Below are 20297 nucleotides of genomic sequence, written 5' to 3' on the forward strand. Positions count from 1 at the left end.
CCACCTGATACCTGCCACCTCTCCCCTCATCACCTCATCCCCCCATCTCCCAACACCTGCAACCTGTAACCGTCAAACCTAATACCTAACCTTATCCGATATTCTTAAACCGAACTGAGGTTAATTATTACTCATCAATTCCTAAATCATGTAGAATATGAGAGTAGATTTAGTCAGACTATTTAGTAAAATAGTATTTGACTTAAGAATAATTGCACTCTTTACTCCCATGGAACGTCGGTGATTACCTTAACTCTATTACACCCCCTCAAATCAGTTGCAGTTCAAAAATGGAACTTTGATCCCAACTCGGTGATTAGAATTGGACGAGCTAATGACAATGATGTAGTGCTTTATAGTGCGGTGGTGTCACGACATCATTTAGAAATTCGTCCGAGGGGGAAAGATTGGGCATTAATCAATTTAGGTTCTAACGGTACATTTATCAACGGAAAAAAGATTAATAAAGTATTAGTTAAACATGGAATGGTGATTCGTTTAGCTAGTTCTGGTCCTAAAATAAAAATTACTCTTGATGATTCAGTGGATTCTCCCACGTCTAAGGATAGTCAACAACCAAAACGACGGGCAATTAGTAGTAAGGATATATCGAAAGAAACAGTGATGAACTAAAAAAGTAGGACTATTCAAGCTAGGCTATATTAAGGTCAATGTCTTAAATTAAAAATATTACTTATTAGTTAGTCATCATGGAGAATAATAACTTAATCAATTTTGTGCAACAGGGTTTTCGCACCGTAGTGGGTGCTACGGCTTCAGCCATTGAAACTTTGCAAGACAATAACAAGCGCAATCAAATTGTCTCAGAATTAACAACAGAATTACAAAAAAAATCTCAAGAATGGCAAGAGAAGGGCGCACTAACAGAAGAAGAAGCAAAAAAAATTATTGAGCAATTCTTTCAAAATAAGAGCGAAAACACCAATAATAATCCTAATTATGATGAAACAGTAGAAACAAAGGCGGAGAATAATCCCTATCAAAATATTCAACAACTTACTCAAGAAGTCATTGCTTTAAGAGAGGAATTGGAAAAAATTAAGTCCTCTTAATTCTCTCAACTGTTTAATTTGAGGACGAGGGGCAAGGGGCAAGGGGTAAACCCCCCTTTATCCCCCCTCGAGAGAGGGGAGGGCAAAGGTAAATAGTTGATAATTAAAAACCCCGTTCACGACTGAAAGGAATGTTCGAGAGCGGCGAACTCTCCTAACTCATTCTCATTTCCCCCTTTCCCCTCATCACCTCATCCCCCCATCTCCTAACACCTGCAACCTGAAACCTAAAACCTAATTAATACCTAACCTTATCCGATATTTTTAAACCGAACTCAGGTTAATAATAATCATTAAAACTCTTGCTTTGTGCCTATTGCTTATCTTCATCACAACACTTTTTCAGTAAAACTTAACTTAATCATTGTCCCATTTTTCCTCTGTCAATAAATCACAGATGCGATCGCGCAATAAGAAATCTTTTTCTTCCAATTGCCTTTCAATATTTAACCATTCTCTAGGCGGCACATAGTTAGCCAACACGTATAAAGGTTGATGACGGCTAATACAACCTTTTTCTAATAAAGCCCTAATTTCGTCACGAATAAAATTGAGATCATGATTGTAGCTAGGAATGATACTTTGAGTAGTCATAATATAAAATATGATTGCAGTGTTAAGTTTACAGTCTTGCGAAATATAGATACTAAAAAAACAAATCTGTCAGTTAAATTCTATACTTTATTTTTAAAAAGTCGCAACTAATCCTTGAGAAACGCACTCTAAAAGTAAACTGCGACACTGAAGACACTGTAAATCGTTTAATAAGCGTTTAAAATCATTGCTATTCAAACTATAAATAGCACCAATAAAGAGATTATCAAGACTAATATCTGATTTTAATTCACAATAAAAACCCCATAATTTTTGATTACTAAACGAACTATTAATAATAAATCCTTGCTGATTAATTGGAGTAATTATTTTAACTTTATCTTGAGTTAGATTTAATTCTCTTTGCAAAATTTTATAAGCTGTATTTTCTAAGTTATTATTCTTTTTTAATCTCCCCCCTGCAAAATCAATAGTCACCTTCTTAATTCCGGGACGAAATGTTGATTTAGGAAAGATTAAGGAATTTTTATATCTAGTCACAACTATTACAGAATCTTCTTTTTCTACTCTCCAATAATCTAAAATATTATCTTGATCATCTTTAATTCTTTCGCCTATTAAAGTAACCCAAGGGGACTTAATTTCGACAATGGTATCGATTAATTGCCAATTTCTATTTTCCATATTTTGCAGAAAAATCTTAATCTTTTAAGCAAATAATACATCAACTTTTATAACTTTTATTGAATAGTGTTTATAGTAAGATAAAAACTAAAAGTTTATAAATTATTATTTAATAATCCCCTCTTGCCTCTTGCCTACCCTAACTAATAATTTACACGACGAGAAGTGATAGAGCCATTATTATTTAACCTGAGTTTTGGATAAGCTGAAAGCATTATTTTTTCCTAGTCAGAAAACCTTATAGCTTCTTAGAAATAACGATAAAATTGCCTTAATCCGAACTGACTTAAACAAGGGGCTTAAGCCCCTTGCTAAAAACCCCTACCACCTGCAACCTGCAACCTGACACCTGACACCTAACCTTATCGGATATTCTTAAACCGAACTGAGGTTATTTAATAATTGCCTGTTGGCTACCCTAACCAATAATTCACACGACGAGAAGTAATAGAGCCACTAATTTGGGTAAATAAATGGGATTATTTAGACAAAAAAAATGACGGTATAAAACCGCCTTCAATGCTTGTGATGAAAAGTAAGTATTTTCAGTTTAATTATTCTACAATAATAGTACCATTCATTCCAGCACCACGATGAGGTTCACAGTAATAAGGGTATTCACCGGGTTCGTTAAAAGTTACTTCAAAGGATTCTCCGGGGCTAAATGCTAAACCTTTGTGGCTTAATTTATCTGCATCTTTTACAGAGCTATCAAAAACTACGTTATGAGGAGCTAATTTATTGTTTACCCACTTTACAGTGTCCCCTGCTTTAATAGTTACTTTTGCAGGTTGGAAAGCCAACATACCGCTATCTGCACCCATTTTTACTTCTACTGTATCAGCTTGAGCAGGAGCGATCGCAGCAAACATGAATGTTACTGCCAAAAGTAAGGAAGATAAGAATAAACCTAATTTTTTCATTGTGTTTTTTTATTTTTACAGATCGTCAAATTTTATTTTTTACTATCATACTATGAACTTTGACCTAATGTCATATCTAATTGAAAAATTTGTTTTAGCTTGTAGTGATAAATTAAGGGACTTAACGGTAATCACTTGTTAAAAGTTAATTATTGGCTATACTTTAACTATATACTTAGCGATTTAAATATATAACACTTATAGTAAAGGTTTTAGGTCTATATATAAATTTACCGCTCACGTTGTGTTAGTGACAAAATATCGTCAATTTAAGAATCAAAAATCCTCAAAATTTTCCCCGAAATAATCATTAAATGGAGAAAAATGTCTTTAAAATAAGTTGAACCACAGTTTGTATCAATTGTAAATACTTTTCCCTGTTCCCCTTCTCCCCCTTTGAGGGGAGACACAGAGAGGTTTCTCCAAATCCGCTACCACCACCAAACAACCAGCATTAGACAATTTTATATCGAACTCAGATTAACTGAGATATTGTGACAGTACATTTACACTATAAGGCAAAATTCTTAAAATCAATTTTAATAAGTTTTTTATCAATTCTTATTATTAATTGTTTCTTTTTCCCTATTCCTTAGCTTCACCAGTCTATTTTTGGCTAGATGTAAGACCTGAGTTTAAGATAGAGTTAGGAGTTGAAATCAAAAAGAAATCTCTCCCTAGTTTCCTAAAACCCCAAGCCCCTATCCCTCTTTTTTTAAACTCGAAAAGTACTCCTATTGAGGGGTATTAGAGCGTAAAAACTCAAGAGACTCTTTAGAAGGCCATAAAACAATTCTCGTCAACATTTCGTCATCCCCTTGTTTCATGGCATCCAACATTCCTTCTAAAATAACAACCTCTATTTGTACAGAATTAGCTAAATCAGGTTGTGCTTTTTTGAAATTTTCCACTAATTGTTGTACTTGTTGCTTCTCAAAAAAGAAAGGTATAACTTCTTGATCATTTTGTTTAATAGTTAAATAACCTTGGTCTTCTCCTGCTTTCGCCACAAACAAAGGTACTCCACCTTGATATTGGTTATTAAGTTGTTGTGCTTGTTCTATTTGTTGAGAAGATGGCACATAGGCAAATTGTACACCATCTTGTTGTTGACTATTTTTCTCCGACAATTGATAAACTTCTGCCAAAGACACTGGCACAACCTGCACTTGTTTACCTAAATCGGGATTATCTTGCTTTAATCTTTCAACAAAGGAATTAGCATCTTTTTCACTGATAAAAACTCCTGCAACTCTGTTATTATCTTCTGTGGAAGCGATTAATGGTGCACCTTGAGAGTCAGCGATGGTAAATACAGGTATAGGCTTAAGTTTTTCTAAAATTACTTCTTGAGGTAAAGCTAATATTCTAGTAGTTTGAGTCAACCAACAACTAGCAACGGTTGCACCGATAACGGTTAATTTTTTGATCTTGTTTAAAAGAGATTGCTGTTCTAACATAATTAATTGAAATAAAAATTTTAACTTACTTTGACAGAGACGATTTTATCTCTTGATAGTTTCTAAGCTGATCCTTAATTGAGTATCTTAGCAATTTATTTTTCTTTTTCTAATTACTGTGTATTTTTTTTATGATGATTTTAGCTTTCAATATGCTTTAATTTATCATTCATATGTTATAGACTTTTTGCTATCTCAGGCACTCATGCACGGTAAAAGGGCAAGGGTAAACCCCCCTTTATCCCCCCTCTTGAGGGGGGAAGGCAAAGGTAAATAGTTGATAATTAAAAACCCCGTTCACCACTGAAAGGAATGTCCGAACGCAGCAAACTCTCCTAACTCATTCTTATTTCCCCCTTTCTCCTCATCACCTCATCCCCTCATCTCCTGACACCTGCAACCTGAAACCTTTTTTAAGCATAATTACTCAATTCTGTGGACTCGGTTGGTAATAGTCAATGATAGAATTCTAAAAATAATGTATATGGCAAACTTCTCAAGATGATTTCTCCTTTGGAATATAAACAACGTCGGCAAAAATTGATGTCTGCAATCGGTAAAGGGGTGGCAGTATTTAATAGCGCTCCCTATGCAGTGATGCACAATGATGTAGAGTATGTTTATCGTCAAGATAGTGATTTTTATTATCTCACTGGTTTTAATGAATCTTCTGCTGTTGCAGTATTAGCACCTAATCATAGTGAGCATCAATTTATCCTTTTTGTTCAACCGAAAGACTTAGCTAAGGAAATTTGGACGGGTTATCGTGTGGGAGTGGAAGGGGCAAAGGATTTGTATGGAGCTGATGCAGTTTATTCCATCGAAGAGTTGGATGAAATATTACCTAAATATTTAGTAAGTGGCGATCGCATCTATTATCATTTAGGTAGAGACTTAAACTTTAATGCCCGTATTATTCATTATTGGCAAAAACTAACAGAATCCTACCCTAAAAGAGGTACAGGACCTACTGGTATTGAGGATAGTAATTTTGTTTTACATCCGTTAAGAATGATAAAAAGTCCAGCAGAAATCGAGATGATTCGCAAGGCAACGGAAATTTCTGTCAAAGCCCACAAAAAAGCCCAAGAAATTGCTCAACCGGGTAAATATGAGTATGAAATTCAAGCAGAAATTGAACACACTTTCAGAAGTTTAGGAGGAGATGGGGTTGCTTATCCTTCTATTGTTGCCTCTGGGGCAAATGCTTGTATTTTGCACTACATTGAAAATAATCGCAGAATGGAAGCAGGGGACTTGCTATTGATAGATGCTGGTTGTTCCTATGGCTATTATAATGGCGATATTACCCGCACTTTTCCCGTTGATGGCAAATTTGACCCTCGCCAAAAAGACATCTATCAGCTAGTGTTAGAAGCCCAATTAGCTGCGATCGAGATGGTGAAACCGGGTAATACATATAACCAATACCATGATAAAGCAGTGGAGGTATTAGTAGAAGGCTTAAAAGAGTTGAAACTGTTGCAAGGAGACAGTAAAGAGATTATAGAGGAGAAAAAATACGAGCCTTTCTATATGCACCGCACGGGGCATTGGTTAGGATTAGATGTTCATGATGTGGGCAATTATAAACAAGATAAGGAAAATTGGACGACATTTCAAGCAGGACATATTGTAACTGTTGAACCCGGTATCTATATTTCTCCTTACATCACCCCTGCTGAAGGGCAACCTGAAATTCCCGATTATTGGAAAGGTATTGGTGTCAGAATTGAGGATGATGTTTTAGTAACGGAATCTGGTAATGAGGTTTTAACCGCAGGAATTGGCAAATAATGAGCTGTTAAAAAGGATGATTGGAGATTAGGGTATTATTGGGATATTAGGGTGTTGGGGGAAAGTCAATTAAGCACTTTTGCCCTTCTCCCCTTTTAAGGGGAGACACAGAGGGGTTTGCCTTTTGCCTTCTTCAATTATTATTCACTATTCACCTTTGCCCCTTGCCCTTTTCCTACTGGCTTGTTTTTTTTAACAAAATTACCTTATCTTTTTGAGCAACAATCTTATATTCTTCTTTCTCTGTTACTTCTTTAATCAACCCTTGTATGGCTTCTAACCATCCTTTTTCCTTGGTAAAAACAACGCTATAACGTTCTAATTCCCATAAATCAGCGATAATATAATCAACGGTTTGAGGTTGGTGGTTTGTGTCTAAAAACCCTATCATTGGTAAGCGAATAATTGCCTCTCTACCACTGAGATGAGGAATAATATTATTAGTTGCACTCGCACTGGCATCTTTAGGGATTTGCTTTAAAAGCTGATAAATAGAAGCAGAATGTTGCCATTGACGGGGTAAGGATACATATACTAAGGGTTGAAATGAATCTGGCATGACGAAATAAAAAGCACGGCTTAATTCTGTTGCACTGGAGGTAAAACCTAATAGTAAAGAGATAACAATACAACTAAGCCAAAATTTTTTAAATCTTGCCCCTAATTTTCTCGGTTTAAGTGCTTTTAAATCTTGATAAAAATTACCGAAAGATTGTCCTCGCCACCATAAAATTGTTCCGTAAAATAGTCCGGGGGTAATCATCATCGCATAACGAATATTTAAGGATAAAATAGATTTTCCTTGACCAAGTAAAGGAGTAAGGAGAGGGAAAAAAGTAATTATCCATGAAGCGGGAGAAAGGGCTGGTATTAAGCCTAAAGATAGCCATTGTCCTAAAAAATATTCGACGGTATCACCAAAGGGAGAAATTAATTCTTTTAATACTAATAAAGGTTGAGTTAACATACCCCAAATTACTCCTAAAGTAGAGGGGTTATTATCTTGTAAATATTGCCCGAATTTATCTACCATGAATCTTTCTCCAACATCCTCTGTAAATTGGGGCATAATTACATTAGTAATAAAAATCATATAAATGAAGGAAAAAATAGCCATTATTAATCCTTGAATCCAATGGCGACGAGTGATAATTAAATAAATTCCTATTCCAAATAAATTTAATCCTGCTTCTTGTCTTACACCCAAAAGCAATAGGGAAAATAAAGCCACTAAACCCCATTGATTTTTTTCCAAACAGAAAAGAAGACTGAAAACTAATATGGGCAGTTGAGATATATTATCAAAGTTGGATAAAGTGGGTACAAAAACTGCGATCGCGCTGTAAAAACTGACTACAATTAATAAAGAAATGATATGGTCTATATGTTGTCGTGCCAAAAAATAAAGGACCATTCCCGCCCCTGTAATTAATAAACATTGTATGATTACTAAAGTGGCAGGGGAAGGAAAAAGAAAATATAGCGGTAAAAATAGTAATAAATTAGGGCTAAAATGATGACCCAAGTAACTGTCATTAACTAAGGGTAAAGATTCGCCACTGGTGACATGAGTAGAAATAGCAGAAGCAAGAGAGCTATGATAAAAATTTCCGTGTAAATTATTCCAAAAAATTTGATTAAAAATTCCCATATCATAGGATGCAAAAAAACTATAGTAACGATTTAGCCCTAGAAGTAATATTATTATTAAGAAAAAAATGCTAATTTTGTATAAATTTCTTAATTCATGACTTTTTATATTTTGTTTCACGATAAATAAATATAAATATATTCACTAATTTTAAATTCTAGCGTTTTCTATCTGTTTAGAATCAGCTTGATTATATATTATGGTTTTAATGTAATAAAAGTTATTTAATATTAGTTAAATGAAGTGTTATATTTTTATTAATTTCTTTCCACAAAACTTTATCATCATTATGGTATGGTTAAAAATCCACAAATACGCATTCCTATAATTATTTCTCTAGGTGCGATCGCAGGAGTTTTATGTAGATATTATATAGGCTTGTGGTTACTTCAAAATTTTAAAACTCAATTCCCCATTGACATTTTTTTGATAAACATTAGTGGCTGTTTTTTCATGGGTTTTTTATCTACTATTCTGGCGAGAAAATATCCTTTACATCCCGAATTAGTTCTACTATTAATAACAGGATTTTTAGGAACTTATACAACTTTTTCTACCTATGAATTAAATACCGCAGTCAACTTAAATAATTTATCTCGAGATTTGCTATATTGGATTGGCAGTCCAATTCTGGGATTATTTTGTCTTGAAATAGGTATTAAATTAGCTCAAATTACTTTATCTATTAAGTCGAGAAGTTAGATTTTTTGCATAATTATAGGAAGAATAAATTAGTTGAAATAACTAAAAAAAGATTAATTTATAATTAGTAATTAGCAATTTACGGAGCTTAGAAGGTAGCGACAATGCTTTGTTATACAATTTATTAAGAATTATTTTCTCCCTAATTTCCTAATACCCCAACATTTTCTGATTGACCTTGAAATAAACCCGCTCATGAACCTCATAAACTATTATAAATTTTGGCGGATATAATACCTAATTCGATGCAAATAAAGCCGATAAGAGGTGTACCTATCCCATAAAAAATTGCATCCATAAATCTCTTTTCTCGATATAAATTTGAGGTATCAAGAATATAAGAAGAAAACGTTGTGTATGCTCCAAGAAAGCCGATTAAAATAAATTGTTGTAATTCTAAAGAAATAATTTTATAAAAAATAATAGTGGAAATAAAACCTATTAAAAAAGACCCAGATAAATTAGCAAATAGTGTTCCATAACTATATTTATTACCCCACTTATTGAGACAGAATAAAGTTAAATAATATCTACTTAATGCCCCTAAAATTGCGCCTAAAGCGATAAAAAAATAAGTCTCTTTCATTATTTAATTGACAATAAATAACGGATCATGAACAATAAGATAATCAGGAATTAATTGTAATCGGACGATCGAATCTCTCTGACTCAAACTCATGACTTATACTAATCAGTTATCTTATCAAAGTGTCCAGAAAAAAGCCTTACAAGATTGTATTTTAGGTGCGATCGATATTGGTACTAATTCTATTCATATGGTAGTAGTACACATCAATGCTCAGATACCTTCTTTTTCTATCATCGCTAAAGAAAAGGATACCGTAAGATTGGGCGATCGCGATTTGGATACGGGAAATTTAACTGATAGTGCTATGAATAGAGCATTAGAAGCCTTAAGACGTTGTAAGGATTTAGCCAAAAGTTTAAAAGTTAATCAGTTGATAGCAGTTGCCACCAGTGCCACAAGAGAAGCCCCCAACGGACGAGAATTTTTACAAAGAGTTGAAAATGAGTTAGGGATTACTGTCGATTTAATTTCTGGGCAAGAAGAAGCAAGAAGAATTTATTTAGGGGTTTTGTCTGGGATGGATTTTGGCGGAAAAGTCCATGCTGTAATTGATATTGGTGGCGGTTCAACGGAAATTATTTTAGGAGATGCCCAAGAAGCAAGATTTTTGAGTAGTACAAAAGTTGGTGCTGTACGTTTAACCCAAGATTTTATCCATAGTGATCCTATTAACAGTAAAGATTTTATTCGACTTAGTGCTTATATTCAAGGGATGTTAGAACGGCCTGTAGAAGAATTTAGAAATGCTCTTCATACAGGAGAAAAACCCATGCTAGTGGGGACATCCGGCACAGCAGAAACCCTTGCCATGATTCATGCCCTTGATAGCAATAGCGTTGAACCCATAACCCTGAATGGTTATAAAATGCCTTTAAAGGATATAGAAGAAATCCTCGTTAAATTAACCAAAATGGATTACAACGAAAGAGTATCCATAACAGGGATGTCTGAGCGTCGAGCAGAAATTATTATTGCAGGTACAACTATTTTAGTAGAGGCAATGAAAATGTTGGAAGTGGATTCATTGACTGTATGTGAGAGAGCATTGAGAGAAGGTGTTATAGTTGACTGGATGTTACAAAATGGATATATTGAAAATCGTCTGGCTTATCAAGGAGAAGTACGACCTCGTAATATTTATAAAATCGCTCATAAATATCAAGTAGATTTAGCCCACGCCGAAAGAATTGCACAGTTTGCTTTAAATATATTTGATAGTATGAAGGGTCAACTGCACTCTTGGGGAGACTTAGAAAGAGAATATCTCTGGAGTGCCACTATTTTACATAATTGCGGTTTATATATATCCCATTCCGCCCATCATAAACATTCTTATTATTTGATTCGCAACGCTGAATTATTAGGTTTTAGTGAAATTGAAATTGAATTAATTGCTCAAATTGCTCGTTATCATCGCAAGAGTAAGCCAAAACGTAAACATGAAAATTACGCTTCTTTATCGGATAATCACCGTAAAATGGTTAAACAACTGAGTGCGATATTAAGACTTGCGATCGCACTTGATCGAAGACAAATAGGGGCAATTAAAGACTTAGAATGTAGATATGATGAAGAATATAAACAATTACATCTTCATTTGCATCCTACCATTGTTGGGGACGACTGTGCTTTAGAGTTATGGAATTTAGAGTATAAAAAGCCCATTTTTGAACAAGAATACGGAGTTAAGGTTTTAGTTACACTACATAGATGATTTGGGGTTGTGGAGATTAAAGGGCAATGGTAAATAAGAAAAAACAAAAACACCTGCAACCTGCAACCTGAAACCTGCCACCTGTCACCTCTTTCATAAACCCGAACCCCTAACTCGGGTTAATGGGAGTCATCGCAATATGAATCAAAGCATCCCCCTGATTAACCAATGGATTTTGCACATGGGAAATGACAATACCTTCAATATTACTTTTCACTGCAATGGTTTTATTGCCAAAAGCATCCGTAATCGTACCCACCAACTGTTTTTTTTCTACCTTCGCCCCTAATTTTGTTCTCAATTGGAAAATACCACTTTGAGATGCCCGTAACCATTTTGATTGGTTAACCCTCACTGAAGTTTCTTCTTTTCCATTTTCCACAGGATTATCATACATCCCTAAAGTTTTCATCACCCGAAAAATACCTCTTACCCCAACTGCGATCGCATCTTGATCAAATCTTAAAGCCTCTCCTCCCTCGTAAAGTAACGTAGGAATACCCTCAGAACTTGCCGCCTGTCGCAATGAACCGTCACGGGTTGTAGCATGAATCATAATCGGACTATTAAAAGCCTTCGCAATACGCATCGTCTCAGGATCATCTAAATTCGCCCTAATTTGCGGTAAATTAATACGATGAATCGCCGCCGTATGAATATCAATACCATGAGTACATTTACCCACCACTTCCCTCATAAAAATATTCGCCAATCGAGAGGCTAAAGAGCCAGTTTCTGAACCCGGGAAGCAACGATTTAAGTCACGGCGATCAGGTAAATAGCGAGATTGTTCGATAAAACCAAATACATTGACAATGGGTACAGTAATCAAAGTACCCTTTAAAAGCCGAGGATTGACATGATTTGCCACTTGACGGATGATTTCCACTCCATTAATTTCGTCCCCATGAATTGCCGCATTAACCCATAATCTCGCCCCTTTTTCCAAACCATTAATCACAGTTACAGGCAGACAAATTAAAGTTTGAGTAGGCAATCTTGCCACAGGAATTTCGATTTGCTTAACTTGCCCCGGTTTAATAATTTCTCCTGCAACTTTTATCTTATATTCTTTATTTTTTTCATCCATATTTTTTTGAAAATGTTATAAAAAAACGTTAAACATTATTTTATTTATTAACCAATTGACTAAAATCTATTTCATACAAATCTTTTAAAGATATATTAAAATTAAGATTTAAAAAACGATTAATTTTTAGTAATTCAGTAGTAAAATTAGCTAAATAATAGTTATTTTCTTCTAGCTTTTTCACCAATAGATAGTTCTTATTTTTCTTAATAAAATCTTCTTCTAATTGCTTTTCTTCCTCCGTTAGTTTATCTAAACTTAATAGTAATAAAATCCCTTCTTTTATTCTTTTTATTTGTTCTAAATTGAGAGGAATATTTTGTAAAATACTTTTTTTAGATCCTTCTTTTTTGTAATATTTTTCAACAGGGTTATTTTCTAAATAACTATGACTCAAATATTCTTGAATTAAATGAATATACTTTTCTTTATGCTTATAAAATTCTCGATGAATAATTGCAATACGAGTGGCATCCCCTACCGCCGTATGAAGTTTTAACGGTAAACGATTTTCCTTTTTTAAATAATTAGTTTCTTTAATCAACTCATCACTAAGATTAAATAATTTATCAGCATAAACTAGAGATAAGCGATTGTTATTGACTATTTCTGCAATATTTTTCTGTAAATCCTCAATCTGAAAAACTTTAAGATCAATCTTAATAAGGGGGACTTTTCAACATATTTTTGCACTTGTTCCCCCCTTTTGAAGGGGGGCTAGGGGGGGGATCAATCATCAGAAATAGTCGTTTTCAAACAGGTTCTAATACCCTAATTTCTGACTGCTACTTATTACTTAATTACTTAATTATTTAGCGGCGGCTAATTCTCTTTCCTTAACTTCTTTAATTACCTCCTCGGCAACATTTTTAGGACAAGGTGCATAGTGAGAAAATTCCATGGAGAATTGACCACGGCCAGAAGTCATAGTTCTTAAGTCACCGATGTAACCAAACATTTCACTTAAAGGAGCTTCAGCTTTAATTCTGACACCCATGGGAGTAGTGTTTTGGTTTTTAATCATGCCACGACGACGGTTAAGATCACCAATAACATCCCCTACATGATCTTCAGGGGTAAATACGTCCACATTCATAATGGGTTCAAGCAACTGAGGACTTGCTTTAGGTAAAGATTGACGATAAGCTGCTCTGGCGGCAATTTCGTATGCGATCGCACTTGAGTCAACGGGGTGGAAAGCACCATCAGTTAAGGTAACTTTTAAATCCACACAGGGGAAACCAGCGAGGACACCTTTATCGATACTAGACTCAAAACCTTTGTTAACCGCAGGCCAGTATTCCCGAGGAACATTACCACCAGTTACTTTAGATTCAAACTGGAAGCCACTACCTGGTTCACCTGGTTCGATGGTGTAATCAATACGAGCGAATTGACCCGCACCACCAGATTGTTTCTTGTGGGTGTAAGAATCGTTAACAACTTTGGTGATAGATTCACGATAAGCAACTTGGGGTTTACCAACTTCTACTTCTACACCGTGAGTACGTTTGAGAATATCCACTTTAATATCGAGGTGTAATTCACCCATCCCTTTAATAATGGTTTCACCGCTTTCTTGATCGGTTTCAACGTAGAAAGAAGGATCTTCTTGTACCATTTTGGAAAGAGCAAGAGCCATTTTTTCGTTACTACCTTTTTGTTTAGGCTTAATGGCGATAGAAATAACAGGATCAGGAAATACCATGGGTTCAAGGGTCGCAGGATGATCTGGATCACATAAAGTGTGACCAGTTTGCACATTTTTCATCCCGATGATAGCTACGATGTCCCCTGCTTGAGCGCGATCGATTTCTTCACGGTTATTAGCGTGCATTTCCACCAAACGACCAATACGCTCGGTTTTACCAGTAGCAGTATTTAAGACGGTCATACCTTTTTCTAACACCCCAGAATAAATACGGGTGAAAGTTAAAGCACCATAGCGATCGTCCATAATCTTGAAAGCTAAGGCTTTTAAAGATTCATCAGGATCAACTTTAGCAAACTCACCAGTTTCATTACCTTCTAAGTCAACAATGGGTTGAGGAGGAACTTCGTTAGGAGCAGGTAAATAGTCAACCACAGCATCCAATACTAATTGAACTCCTTTGTTTTTGAAAGAAGAACCGCAATAGGTAGGGAAGAAAGAAAGATTCATTGTACCCTTACGGATGCAACTTTTAATTTCATCAATGGAAATTTCCTCACCCTCAAGATATTTTTCCATTAAATTGTCATCCTGCTCTACCGCAGTTTCAATCAACTGTTCACGGTACATTTCTACATCTTCTTTCATGTCTTCGGGAACATCCTCAATGACGTATTTTTCTGGATCTCCAGAATCATCCCAAATCCATGCTTTACGGGTTAATAAATCCACAACCCCTTTAAATTCAGTTTCAATACCGATGGGTAATACCATAACCAAAGGTTTAGCGGCTAAAATCTCTTCTACCTGCTTAACCACGTTGTAAAAATTTGCTCCAGTACGGTCTAATTTGTTGACATAAATAATACGAGCAACTTTAGATTCGTTTGCATAACGCCAGTTTGTTTCGGACTGAGGTTCAACCCCACCAGAACCACAAAATACACCGATACCACCATCAAGTACCTTTAAAGAACGATATACTTCGATGGTAAAGTCAACGTGTCCGGGAGTGTCAATAATATTGAATTGGTGATCTTTCCAAAAACAAGATGTAGCGGCGGATTGAATCGTAATCCCTCTTTCTTGTTCCTGTTCCATGAAGTCTGTGGTAGCAGCTCCTTCGTGTACTTCCCCTAATTTATGGATTTTACCAGTTAACTTAAGAATTCTCTCTGTGGTTGTAGTTTTACCCGCATCAACGTGGGCAAAAATGCCTATATTTCTATATTTAGTTAGGTCTTTTTTCATAATAAGTGTTTCTATAAAATGGTTAGAGAAATTGAAGAATCAGCAAACTTCTTTATATTCTGATCCTAATGGTTGATAGTTGAGTCGATTTCTATTCACGTCCAACAATATCGATTTTAAAAATTTAGCATTTTCTGGACACTAAATTTCTGATGATGGACATTTAGGAGTTGATATTAGACTATAAACTGATCATACGTTATTGTAACAAAATGTGAAAGAGTTAGAACTAATAGGTAACTAATTTCTGTCTTGGAAATTATGGGAGGCAGAGGAGATGAGTTAGGAGTTCGGGGTTCAGAACTTAAAGTTCAGAGGGGAGGGAGACGAGGTGATGGGGAGATGAGGGGAGGGGGTGAAACAAGTAATGAGTTTTCGGAGTTTTTAATTATCAACTATTCTCCTTTGCCCTCCCCCCTCGAGAGGGGGGATAAAGGGGGGTTTGCCCCTTGCCCTTTGGCCTTTTAACTTTGCCCTTTATTAAATTTCTATGTCAAAATTTCATTGCCGATTAATTTTTGATAACGTCTTTGTAACTCATCTTTAAGACTATTCTCCCCTTGCATATATTTATCCTGTAATAAAATTTTTTCCGCCGCTTCCCTTGCTAATACTAACACCTCTTGATCTTCCACTAAACTAGCAAGGGCAAAATCTGGTAAACCTGATTGGCGACTACCTAATACTTCACCCGGTCCTCTTAATCTTAAATCCATTTCGGATATAAAGAAACCATCTTGAGATTGTTCGAGGACATTTAAGCGTTGAATACTGTCAGGGGTTTTACTGCTCGTCACTAGCAAACAGAAGGATTTATGGCTACCTCTACCCACTCTTCCTCTTAACTGATGTAATTGGGATAAGCCAAAACGTTCCGCATTTTCGATTAACATTACCGTAGCGTTAGGCACATCGACACCGACTTCTATCACCGTGGTGGAAACAATTATTTGGGTTTCATTATCTCTAAAGGCGTTTAAAGCCTTATCTTTGTCTGCTGATGACATTCTTCCATGTAATAAACCAACGTTGAAATTGGGGAAGATTTTTTCGCTAAATTTCTCATATTCTGCGATCGCAGCTTTGACATCTAATTTTTCTGATTCTTCAATTAAAGGGAAAATCACATAAGCCTGTCTTCCTTGTGCTACTTCTCGCTTAATTAATTCGTAGGCTTGGGGGCGTTGTTTGCCTGTTAAAACCGTTGTTTGAATGGGCTGTCTGCCGGGGGGTAACTCATCAATTTGACTCACATCTAAGTCACCGTGAAGGGTTAAGGCAAGGGTACGGGGAATGGGTGTTGCAGTCATACTCAAAACGTGAGGCGATCGCCCCTTGGACAGTAATTTTGCCCGTTGTTGTACCCCAAAGCGATGTTGCTCATCGATGACAACTAAGCCCAGATTACGGAATTGTACAGGATCTTGAATCAGGGCATGAGTACCAATTAAAAGAGGTAATTCACCGCTTTCGAGTTGACCATGAATTTGACGACGTTTAGCGGTTTTGGTTGACCCTGTGAGCAACTCTACGGGCAAATGAAGCAGATTAAACCAACCGACTATTTTGCGGTAATGTTGCTCGGCTAATACTTCCGTTGGTGCCATTAATGCCCCTTGATACCCTGATTGTAAGGCAGTTAAAATGGCAAACACCGCAACAATGGTTTTTCCCGCACCCACATCTCCTTGTACTAAACGATTCATGGGAGAAGGGGACTGGAGGTCTTTGATTATTTCTTCTATGACCCTTTTTTGAGCGTTAGTGAGGCTGAAAGGCAAAATTTGGTTAAATTCCTCGATTAGCCTACCATTAGGGGTAAATGACACCGCTATACGGCTTTCTTTTTGTTCTTGTCTGCGTTGTAAAAATCCGAGTTGCAGATAGAAAAATTCATCAAAGATTAATCGGCGCCTTGCATGGGATAATTGATCTTGATCTTCGGGGTAGTGAATACGTGCGATCGCTTCTTGTAATTCCATTAAACCATATTGTTGTTTTAGAATAACAGGTAACGGATCACTGATTTGCGGTAAAGCCACCATCGCCTCCATCACTCCATTGCGAATCACATCGGCAGGAATACCATCGGTAAGGGGATATACAGGCAGTAAACGACCAATTTTGAGGGAATTAATATTTCCTCCCTGAGAGTTTAACACCTCAAACTCTGGATTCTCTAAGGTGATACCATACTTATTCTGTTTCACCAAACCAGAAGCCGCCACGATAGCATTACGGGGAAATTGTCGCTTCATTTTTTCTTGCCATCCCCGATTACTATAAAAATTTCCAGCAAAAAATCGACTGATTTTGACTTCTCCAGTGCGATCAATGATAATGAGACTAAAGATAGTTAATTTCTTATTTTTGGGACTACTGAAACAGTCACATTTTTTGATTTTTCCCACAATAGTAACAGTTTCCCCTGCTACTAAATCCTTAATATTCACTTGGCGACCATAATCGATATGATCTCTGGGATAATAGAAAAGTAAATCTCGAATAGTGACTATTTGCAACTTTTTCAACAACTCTCCTTGTCTAAGAGAAATTGCCTTGAGTAAAGTAACAGGATCATCTAACTTAAGAGTAACAGGGGCAACAGAGGTATTGGAAGGGGGTTTGACTTCAGCCACTGCCAGAGATTTTACTTCCTCTGCCACGGGATGATAGTAAGGTTTATTAACAATCATCTCTTTTACCTCCCCAATCAAATTAAGGGTTTGATTAATTAAATCTTCCCTCTCAAGGATAGTGAGATGAGAATAACGAGCGAATTTTTTAGCGGTTTCTTGCCAACGAAACGCAACCAGAAGATTTGTGACGGGGGGAGTATCACCAAAAGTTAAACAAAGAAATTCACTGAAACGATACAGTTTTCCTTGAATATTTTTATAGCCATATTCTGATTCTACTTGTAAGGCTTTTTCTATCCTCTCCCAGTCAAACTTTTCAGGGTTAATCCTACTCATTCTCCTGCTTATCCATTAATCTCAATCAACATTTTAACGGATGCAGGTGAGAAGTCCTCATTATTCTAACCTGAGTTCGGGATAAATTTTCATCTATGAATGATGGAGAAAAAAAGGCAAAAGGCAATAAAAGGGCAAAAGGCAATAAAAGGGCAAGGGGCAAGGGGCAAAGGGCAAAGGTAAATAGTGTTGGGGTGTTGGGGTGTTGGGGTGAATAGTTGATAGTTGATAATTACTCACTACTCCCCTAAACCTGCAACCTGCAACCTGAAACCTGACACCTACCCTTATCCAATATTCTTAAACCGAACTGAGGTTATTCTATGTGCCAATAGGCAAGGGGCAAAGGTGAATGGTTGATAGTTGATAATTAATAAAAGTTATTTAACTTATGTTAAGATTTGTTAAGCAAGAGTAGATTCAAATAAACTCAAATATGGGGCATAAAGAGAAAGTTATTGTTGTCGGTGCAGGAATTGGAGGATTAACCGCAGGTGCATTACTAGCTCGTTATGGTTATGACGTCACTATTTATGATCAAGCCATTGTTTCTGGAGGTTGTGCCTCTACTTTTAAACGCAAAGGTTTTATTTTTGATGTGGGGGCGACTCAAGTAGCAGGTTTAGAGGTAGGAGGAATTCATCATCGAGTGTTTCAAGAGTTGGGCGTAGATTTACCCCCAGCTACAAATTGTGATCCTGCCTGTGCTGTCTTTTTACCCCAAGAGAAACAACCGATTATGGTATGGAGAAATCGGGAGAAGTGGAAGATGGAAAGAGAAGGGCATTTTCCTAATAGTGGTAGATTTTGGGAGTTAATGAGAATTTTATTTGAAGCTAGTTGGCGTTTTCAAGCCCGTGATCCTATTTTACCCCCTCGCAGTCTCTGGGATTTCGGTCAATTATTACAAGCGATAAGATTAGATACTTTTGTCACTGCACCTTTTACTTTTATGACGGTGGCTGATGCTTTAAGATTGTTGGGTTTAGCCCATGATAAAAGGTTAAAAACTTTCCTTGATATGCAGTTAAAGTTATATTCTCAGGTGGATACAGAGGAAACAGCTTTATTGTATGCCGCCACTGCCTTATCTGTCTCTCAAGAGCCTCAAGGATTATACCATCTTCAGGGTAGTATGCAAGTGTTGTGCGATCGCCTCGAAGAAGGTTTAAATAAATATGGCGGGAAACTTTTAATGAGGCACAAAGTGGACAAAATCCATACAAAAAAAGGTAAAGCGGTGGGAGTAAGGGTAAAAAATTTAAAGACTGGGGAAATAAAAGAAGAAAAAGCAGATTATGTAATCGGGAATGTCACCGTGAATAACTTAGTAACAATGACAGACAATATTTCCCGTGGTTACGCCCAAAGAGTGAAAAAATTACCTCCTGCATCCGGTGCTTTTGTGGTTTATTTAGGGGTTGACGAATCTGCCATCCCTTCTAATTGTCCTCCTCATTTACAGTTTTTATATGATTATGAAGGGGAAATCGGAGAGATTAATTCTTTGTTTGTCTCTGTTAGTAAACCCGGAGATGGTAGAGCCCCCGAAGGCAAAGCAACTATTATCGCTTCTTCTTTTACGGATGTTAATCGTTGGTGGAATATTTCTCAAGCAGAATACGAAGCCCTCAAACTTAATTATACTCAAGATGCGATCGCACGTTTAGCAGAATATTTTAATCTTACTCCCGAAACCATTATTCATCAAGAAAGTGCTACTCCCGTAACTTTTGCCAATTATACAGCTAGAGAAAAAGGAATTGTTGGTGGAATAGGTCAAAGAATCAATACTTTTGGCCCCTTTGGCTTTGCTAATCGCACCCCTATCAAAAACCTTTGGTTAGTAGGAGACTCAACCCATCCGGGAGAAGGCACAGCAGGAGTTAGTTATTCCGCTCTAACAGTAGTTAAATCAATTATGAAATTTTAAGCATCTTACCTCAATTGTTCAGCAAAAATATCTGGTAAGGGAAGGTTGTAGGGATTGAACAATTTTTGGTAGTGGCAAGTATGAAAGAAAAAACCTATTCCCTCAGTAATCAATAGACATCTGGTAGAAAATATTAATATAGGCTCGTAGGGGCATAATACATTATGCCCGTAATGGCTTGATTCCCTTATTTTGAGAAATGTGGTCGATGTCTAATAAAAAAGGGTAGTGCTGTTTCATTTTCAAAAA

The 20297-nt window shown here is 36.2% G+C and carries 17 protein-coding genes; 7 read left to right on the forward strand and 10 right to left on the reverse strand.

The genetic code is table 11. The features are described 5' to 3' along the window. Window positions 1–240 precede the first annotated feature (240 nt). Both CYAN10605_RS07165 and CYAN10605_RS07170 read left to right on the forward strand, forming a co-directional pair. Window positions 241–633, forward strand: a complete 393-nt coding sequence (locus CYAN10605_RS07165; protein ID WP_015219271.1) for an FHA domain-containing protein — start codon at window positions 241–243, stop codon at window positions 631–633. Window positions 634–710: 77 nt separating this feature from the next. Next, window positions 711–1073 (forward strand): hypothetical protein, encoded by a 363-nt coding sequence (locus tag CYAN10605_RS07170; protein WP_015219272.1) that lies wholly within the window; start codon window positions 711–713, stop codon window positions 1071–1073. A gap of 357 nt (window positions 1074–1430) precedes the next feature. Here the strand turns inward: CYAN10605_RS07170 and CYAN10605_RS07175 are convergent, their stop codons facing one another. The 4 genes from CYAN10605_RS07175 to CYAN10605_RS07195 all read right to left on the reverse strand — a co-directional run bounded on the left by CYAN10605_RS07175 (window position 1431) and on the right by CYAN10605_RS07195 (window position 4695). After that, entirely contained in the window at window positions 1431–1667 is a 237-nt protein-coding gene (locus CYAN10605_RS07175; protein ID WP_015219273.1) for a DUF4327 family protein, read from the reverse strand. 93 nt (window positions 1668–1760) lie between these two features. After that, window positions 1761–2312 (reverse strand): NUDIX hydrolase, encoded by a 552-nt coding sequence (locus tag CYAN10605_RS07180; RefSeq protein WP_015219274.1) that lies wholly within the window; start codon window positions 2310–2312, stop codon window positions 1761–1763. 554 nt (window positions 2313–2866) lie between these two features. Beyond that, on the reverse strand, window positions 2867–3235 hold the full coding sequence (petE, locus tag CYAN10605_RS07185) for a plastocyanin (RefSeq protein ID WP_015219275.1): 369 nt from the start codon (window positions 3233–3235) through the stop codon (window positions 2867–2869). 734 nt (window positions 3236–3969) lie between these two features. Continuing rightward, the gene (locus tag CYAN10605_RS07195; protein WP_015219276.1) at window positions 3970–4695 is read right to left on the reverse strand and encodes a Tic22 family protein; all 726 of its coding nucleotides are present in this window, start codon (window positions 4693–4695) and stop codon (window positions 3970–3972) included. A 501-nt stretch (window positions 4696–5196) separates the two neighbouring features. Here CYAN10605_RS07195 and CYAN10605_RS07200 point away from each other — a divergent pair. Then, the gene (locus CYAN10605_RS07200; RefSeq protein ID WP_015219277.1) at window positions 5197–6492 is read left to right on the forward strand and encodes an aminopeptidase P N-terminal domain-containing protein; all 1296 of its coding nucleotides are present in this window, start codon (window positions 5197–5199) and stop codon (window positions 6490–6492) included. 175 nt (window positions 6493–6667) lie between these two features. Here the strand turns inward: CYAN10605_RS07200 and CYAN10605_RS07205 are convergent, their stop codons facing one another. Beyond that, entirely contained in the window at window positions 6668–8263 is a 1596-nt protein-coding gene (locus tag CYAN10605_RS07205) for a DUF2079 domain-containing protein (RefSeq protein WP_015219278.1), read from the reverse strand. 174 nt (window positions 8264–8437) lie between these two features. Between CYAN10605_RS07205 and crcB (CYAN10605_RS07210) the strand changes: the two genes are divergently transcribed. Beyond that, window positions 8438–8845 carry a fluoride efflux transporter CrcB gene (gene crcB, locus CYAN10605_RS07210; protein WP_015219279.1) on the forward strand — a complete coding sequence of 136 codons (408 nt, stop codon included), beginning with the start codon at window positions 8438–8440 and terminating at the stop codon, window positions 8843–8845. Window positions 8846–9047: 202 nt separating this feature from the next. Here the strand turns inward: crcB (CYAN10605_RS07210) and crcB (CYAN10605_RS07215) are convergent, their stop codons facing one another. Continuing rightward, a complete protein-coding gene (gene crcB / locus CYAN10605_RS07215; RefSeq protein ID WP_015219280.1) occupies window positions 9048–9431 on the reverse strand; it encodes a fluoride efflux transporter CrcB in 384 nt (127 codons plus the stop codon). 91 nt (window positions 9432–9522) lie between these two features. On the opposite strand from crcB (CYAN10605_RS07215), the gene CYAN10605_RS07220 reads away from it, so the two are divergent. Continuing rightward, window positions 9523–11148, forward strand: a complete 1626-nt coding sequence (locus tag CYAN10605_RS07220) for a Ppx/GppA phosphatase family protein (protein ID WP_015219281.1) — start codon at window positions 9523–9525, stop codon at window positions 11146–11148. A gap of 109 nt (window positions 11149–11257) precedes the next feature. Here CYAN10605_RS07220 and CYAN10605_RS07225 read toward each other — a convergent pair whose 3' ends face one another. From CYAN10605_RS07225 to recG, 4 genes are all read right to left on the reverse strand, one after another. Then, complete coding sequence (locus CYAN10605_RS07225) at window positions 11258–12238, reverse strand: succinylglutamate desuccinylase/aspartoacylase family protein (protein ID WP_015219282.1); 981 nt, start codon at window positions 12236–12238, stop codon at window positions 11258–11260. A 40-nt stretch (window positions 12239–12278) separates the two neighbouring features. Beyond that, the gene (locus CYAN10605_RS07230; RefSeq protein ID WP_015219283.1) at window positions 12279–12782 is read right to left on the reverse strand and encodes a hypothetical protein; all 504 of its coding nucleotides are present in this window, start codon (window positions 12780–12782) and stop codon (window positions 12279–12281) included. Window positions 12783–13046: 264 nt separating this feature from the next. Further along, on the reverse strand, window positions 13047–15140 hold the full coding sequence (gene fusA / locus CYAN10605_RS07235) for an elongation factor G (RefSeq protein ID WP_015219284.1): 2094 nt from the start codon (window positions 15138–15140) through the stop codon (window positions 13047–13049). Window positions 15141–15628: 488 nt separating this feature from the next. Further along, complete coding sequence (recG, locus tag CYAN10605_RS07245; RefSeq protein WP_015219285.1) at window positions 15629–18115, reverse strand: ATP-dependent DNA helicase RecG; 2487 nt, start codon at window positions 18113–18115, stop codon at window positions 15629–15631. A gap of 95 nt (window positions 18116–18210) precedes the next feature. On the opposite strand from recG, the gene CYAN10605_RS19295 reads away from it, so the two are divergent. Both CYAN10605_RS19295 and crtD read left to right on the forward strand, forming a co-directional pair. Further along, window positions 18211–18333, forward strand: coding sequence for a hypothetical protein (locus tag CYAN10605_RS19295; RefSeq protein WP_277422491.1), 123 nt, complete (start codon window positions 18211–18213; stop codon window positions 18331–18333). 218 nt (window positions 18334–18551) lie between these two features. Further along, a complete protein-coding gene (gene crtD / locus CYAN10605_RS07250; RefSeq protein ID WP_015219286.1) occupies window positions 18552–20048 on the forward strand; it encodes a C-3',4' desaturase CrtD in 1497 nt (498 codons plus the stop codon). The last annotated feature ends 249 nt before the right edge of the window (window positions 20049–20297 follow it).

The sequence above is a fragment of the Cyanobacterium aponinum PCC 10605 genome, assembly GCF_000317675.1.
Classification (GTDB): domain Bacteria; phylum Cyanobacteriota; class Cyanobacteriia; order Cyanobacteriales; family Cyanobacteriaceae; genus PCC-10605.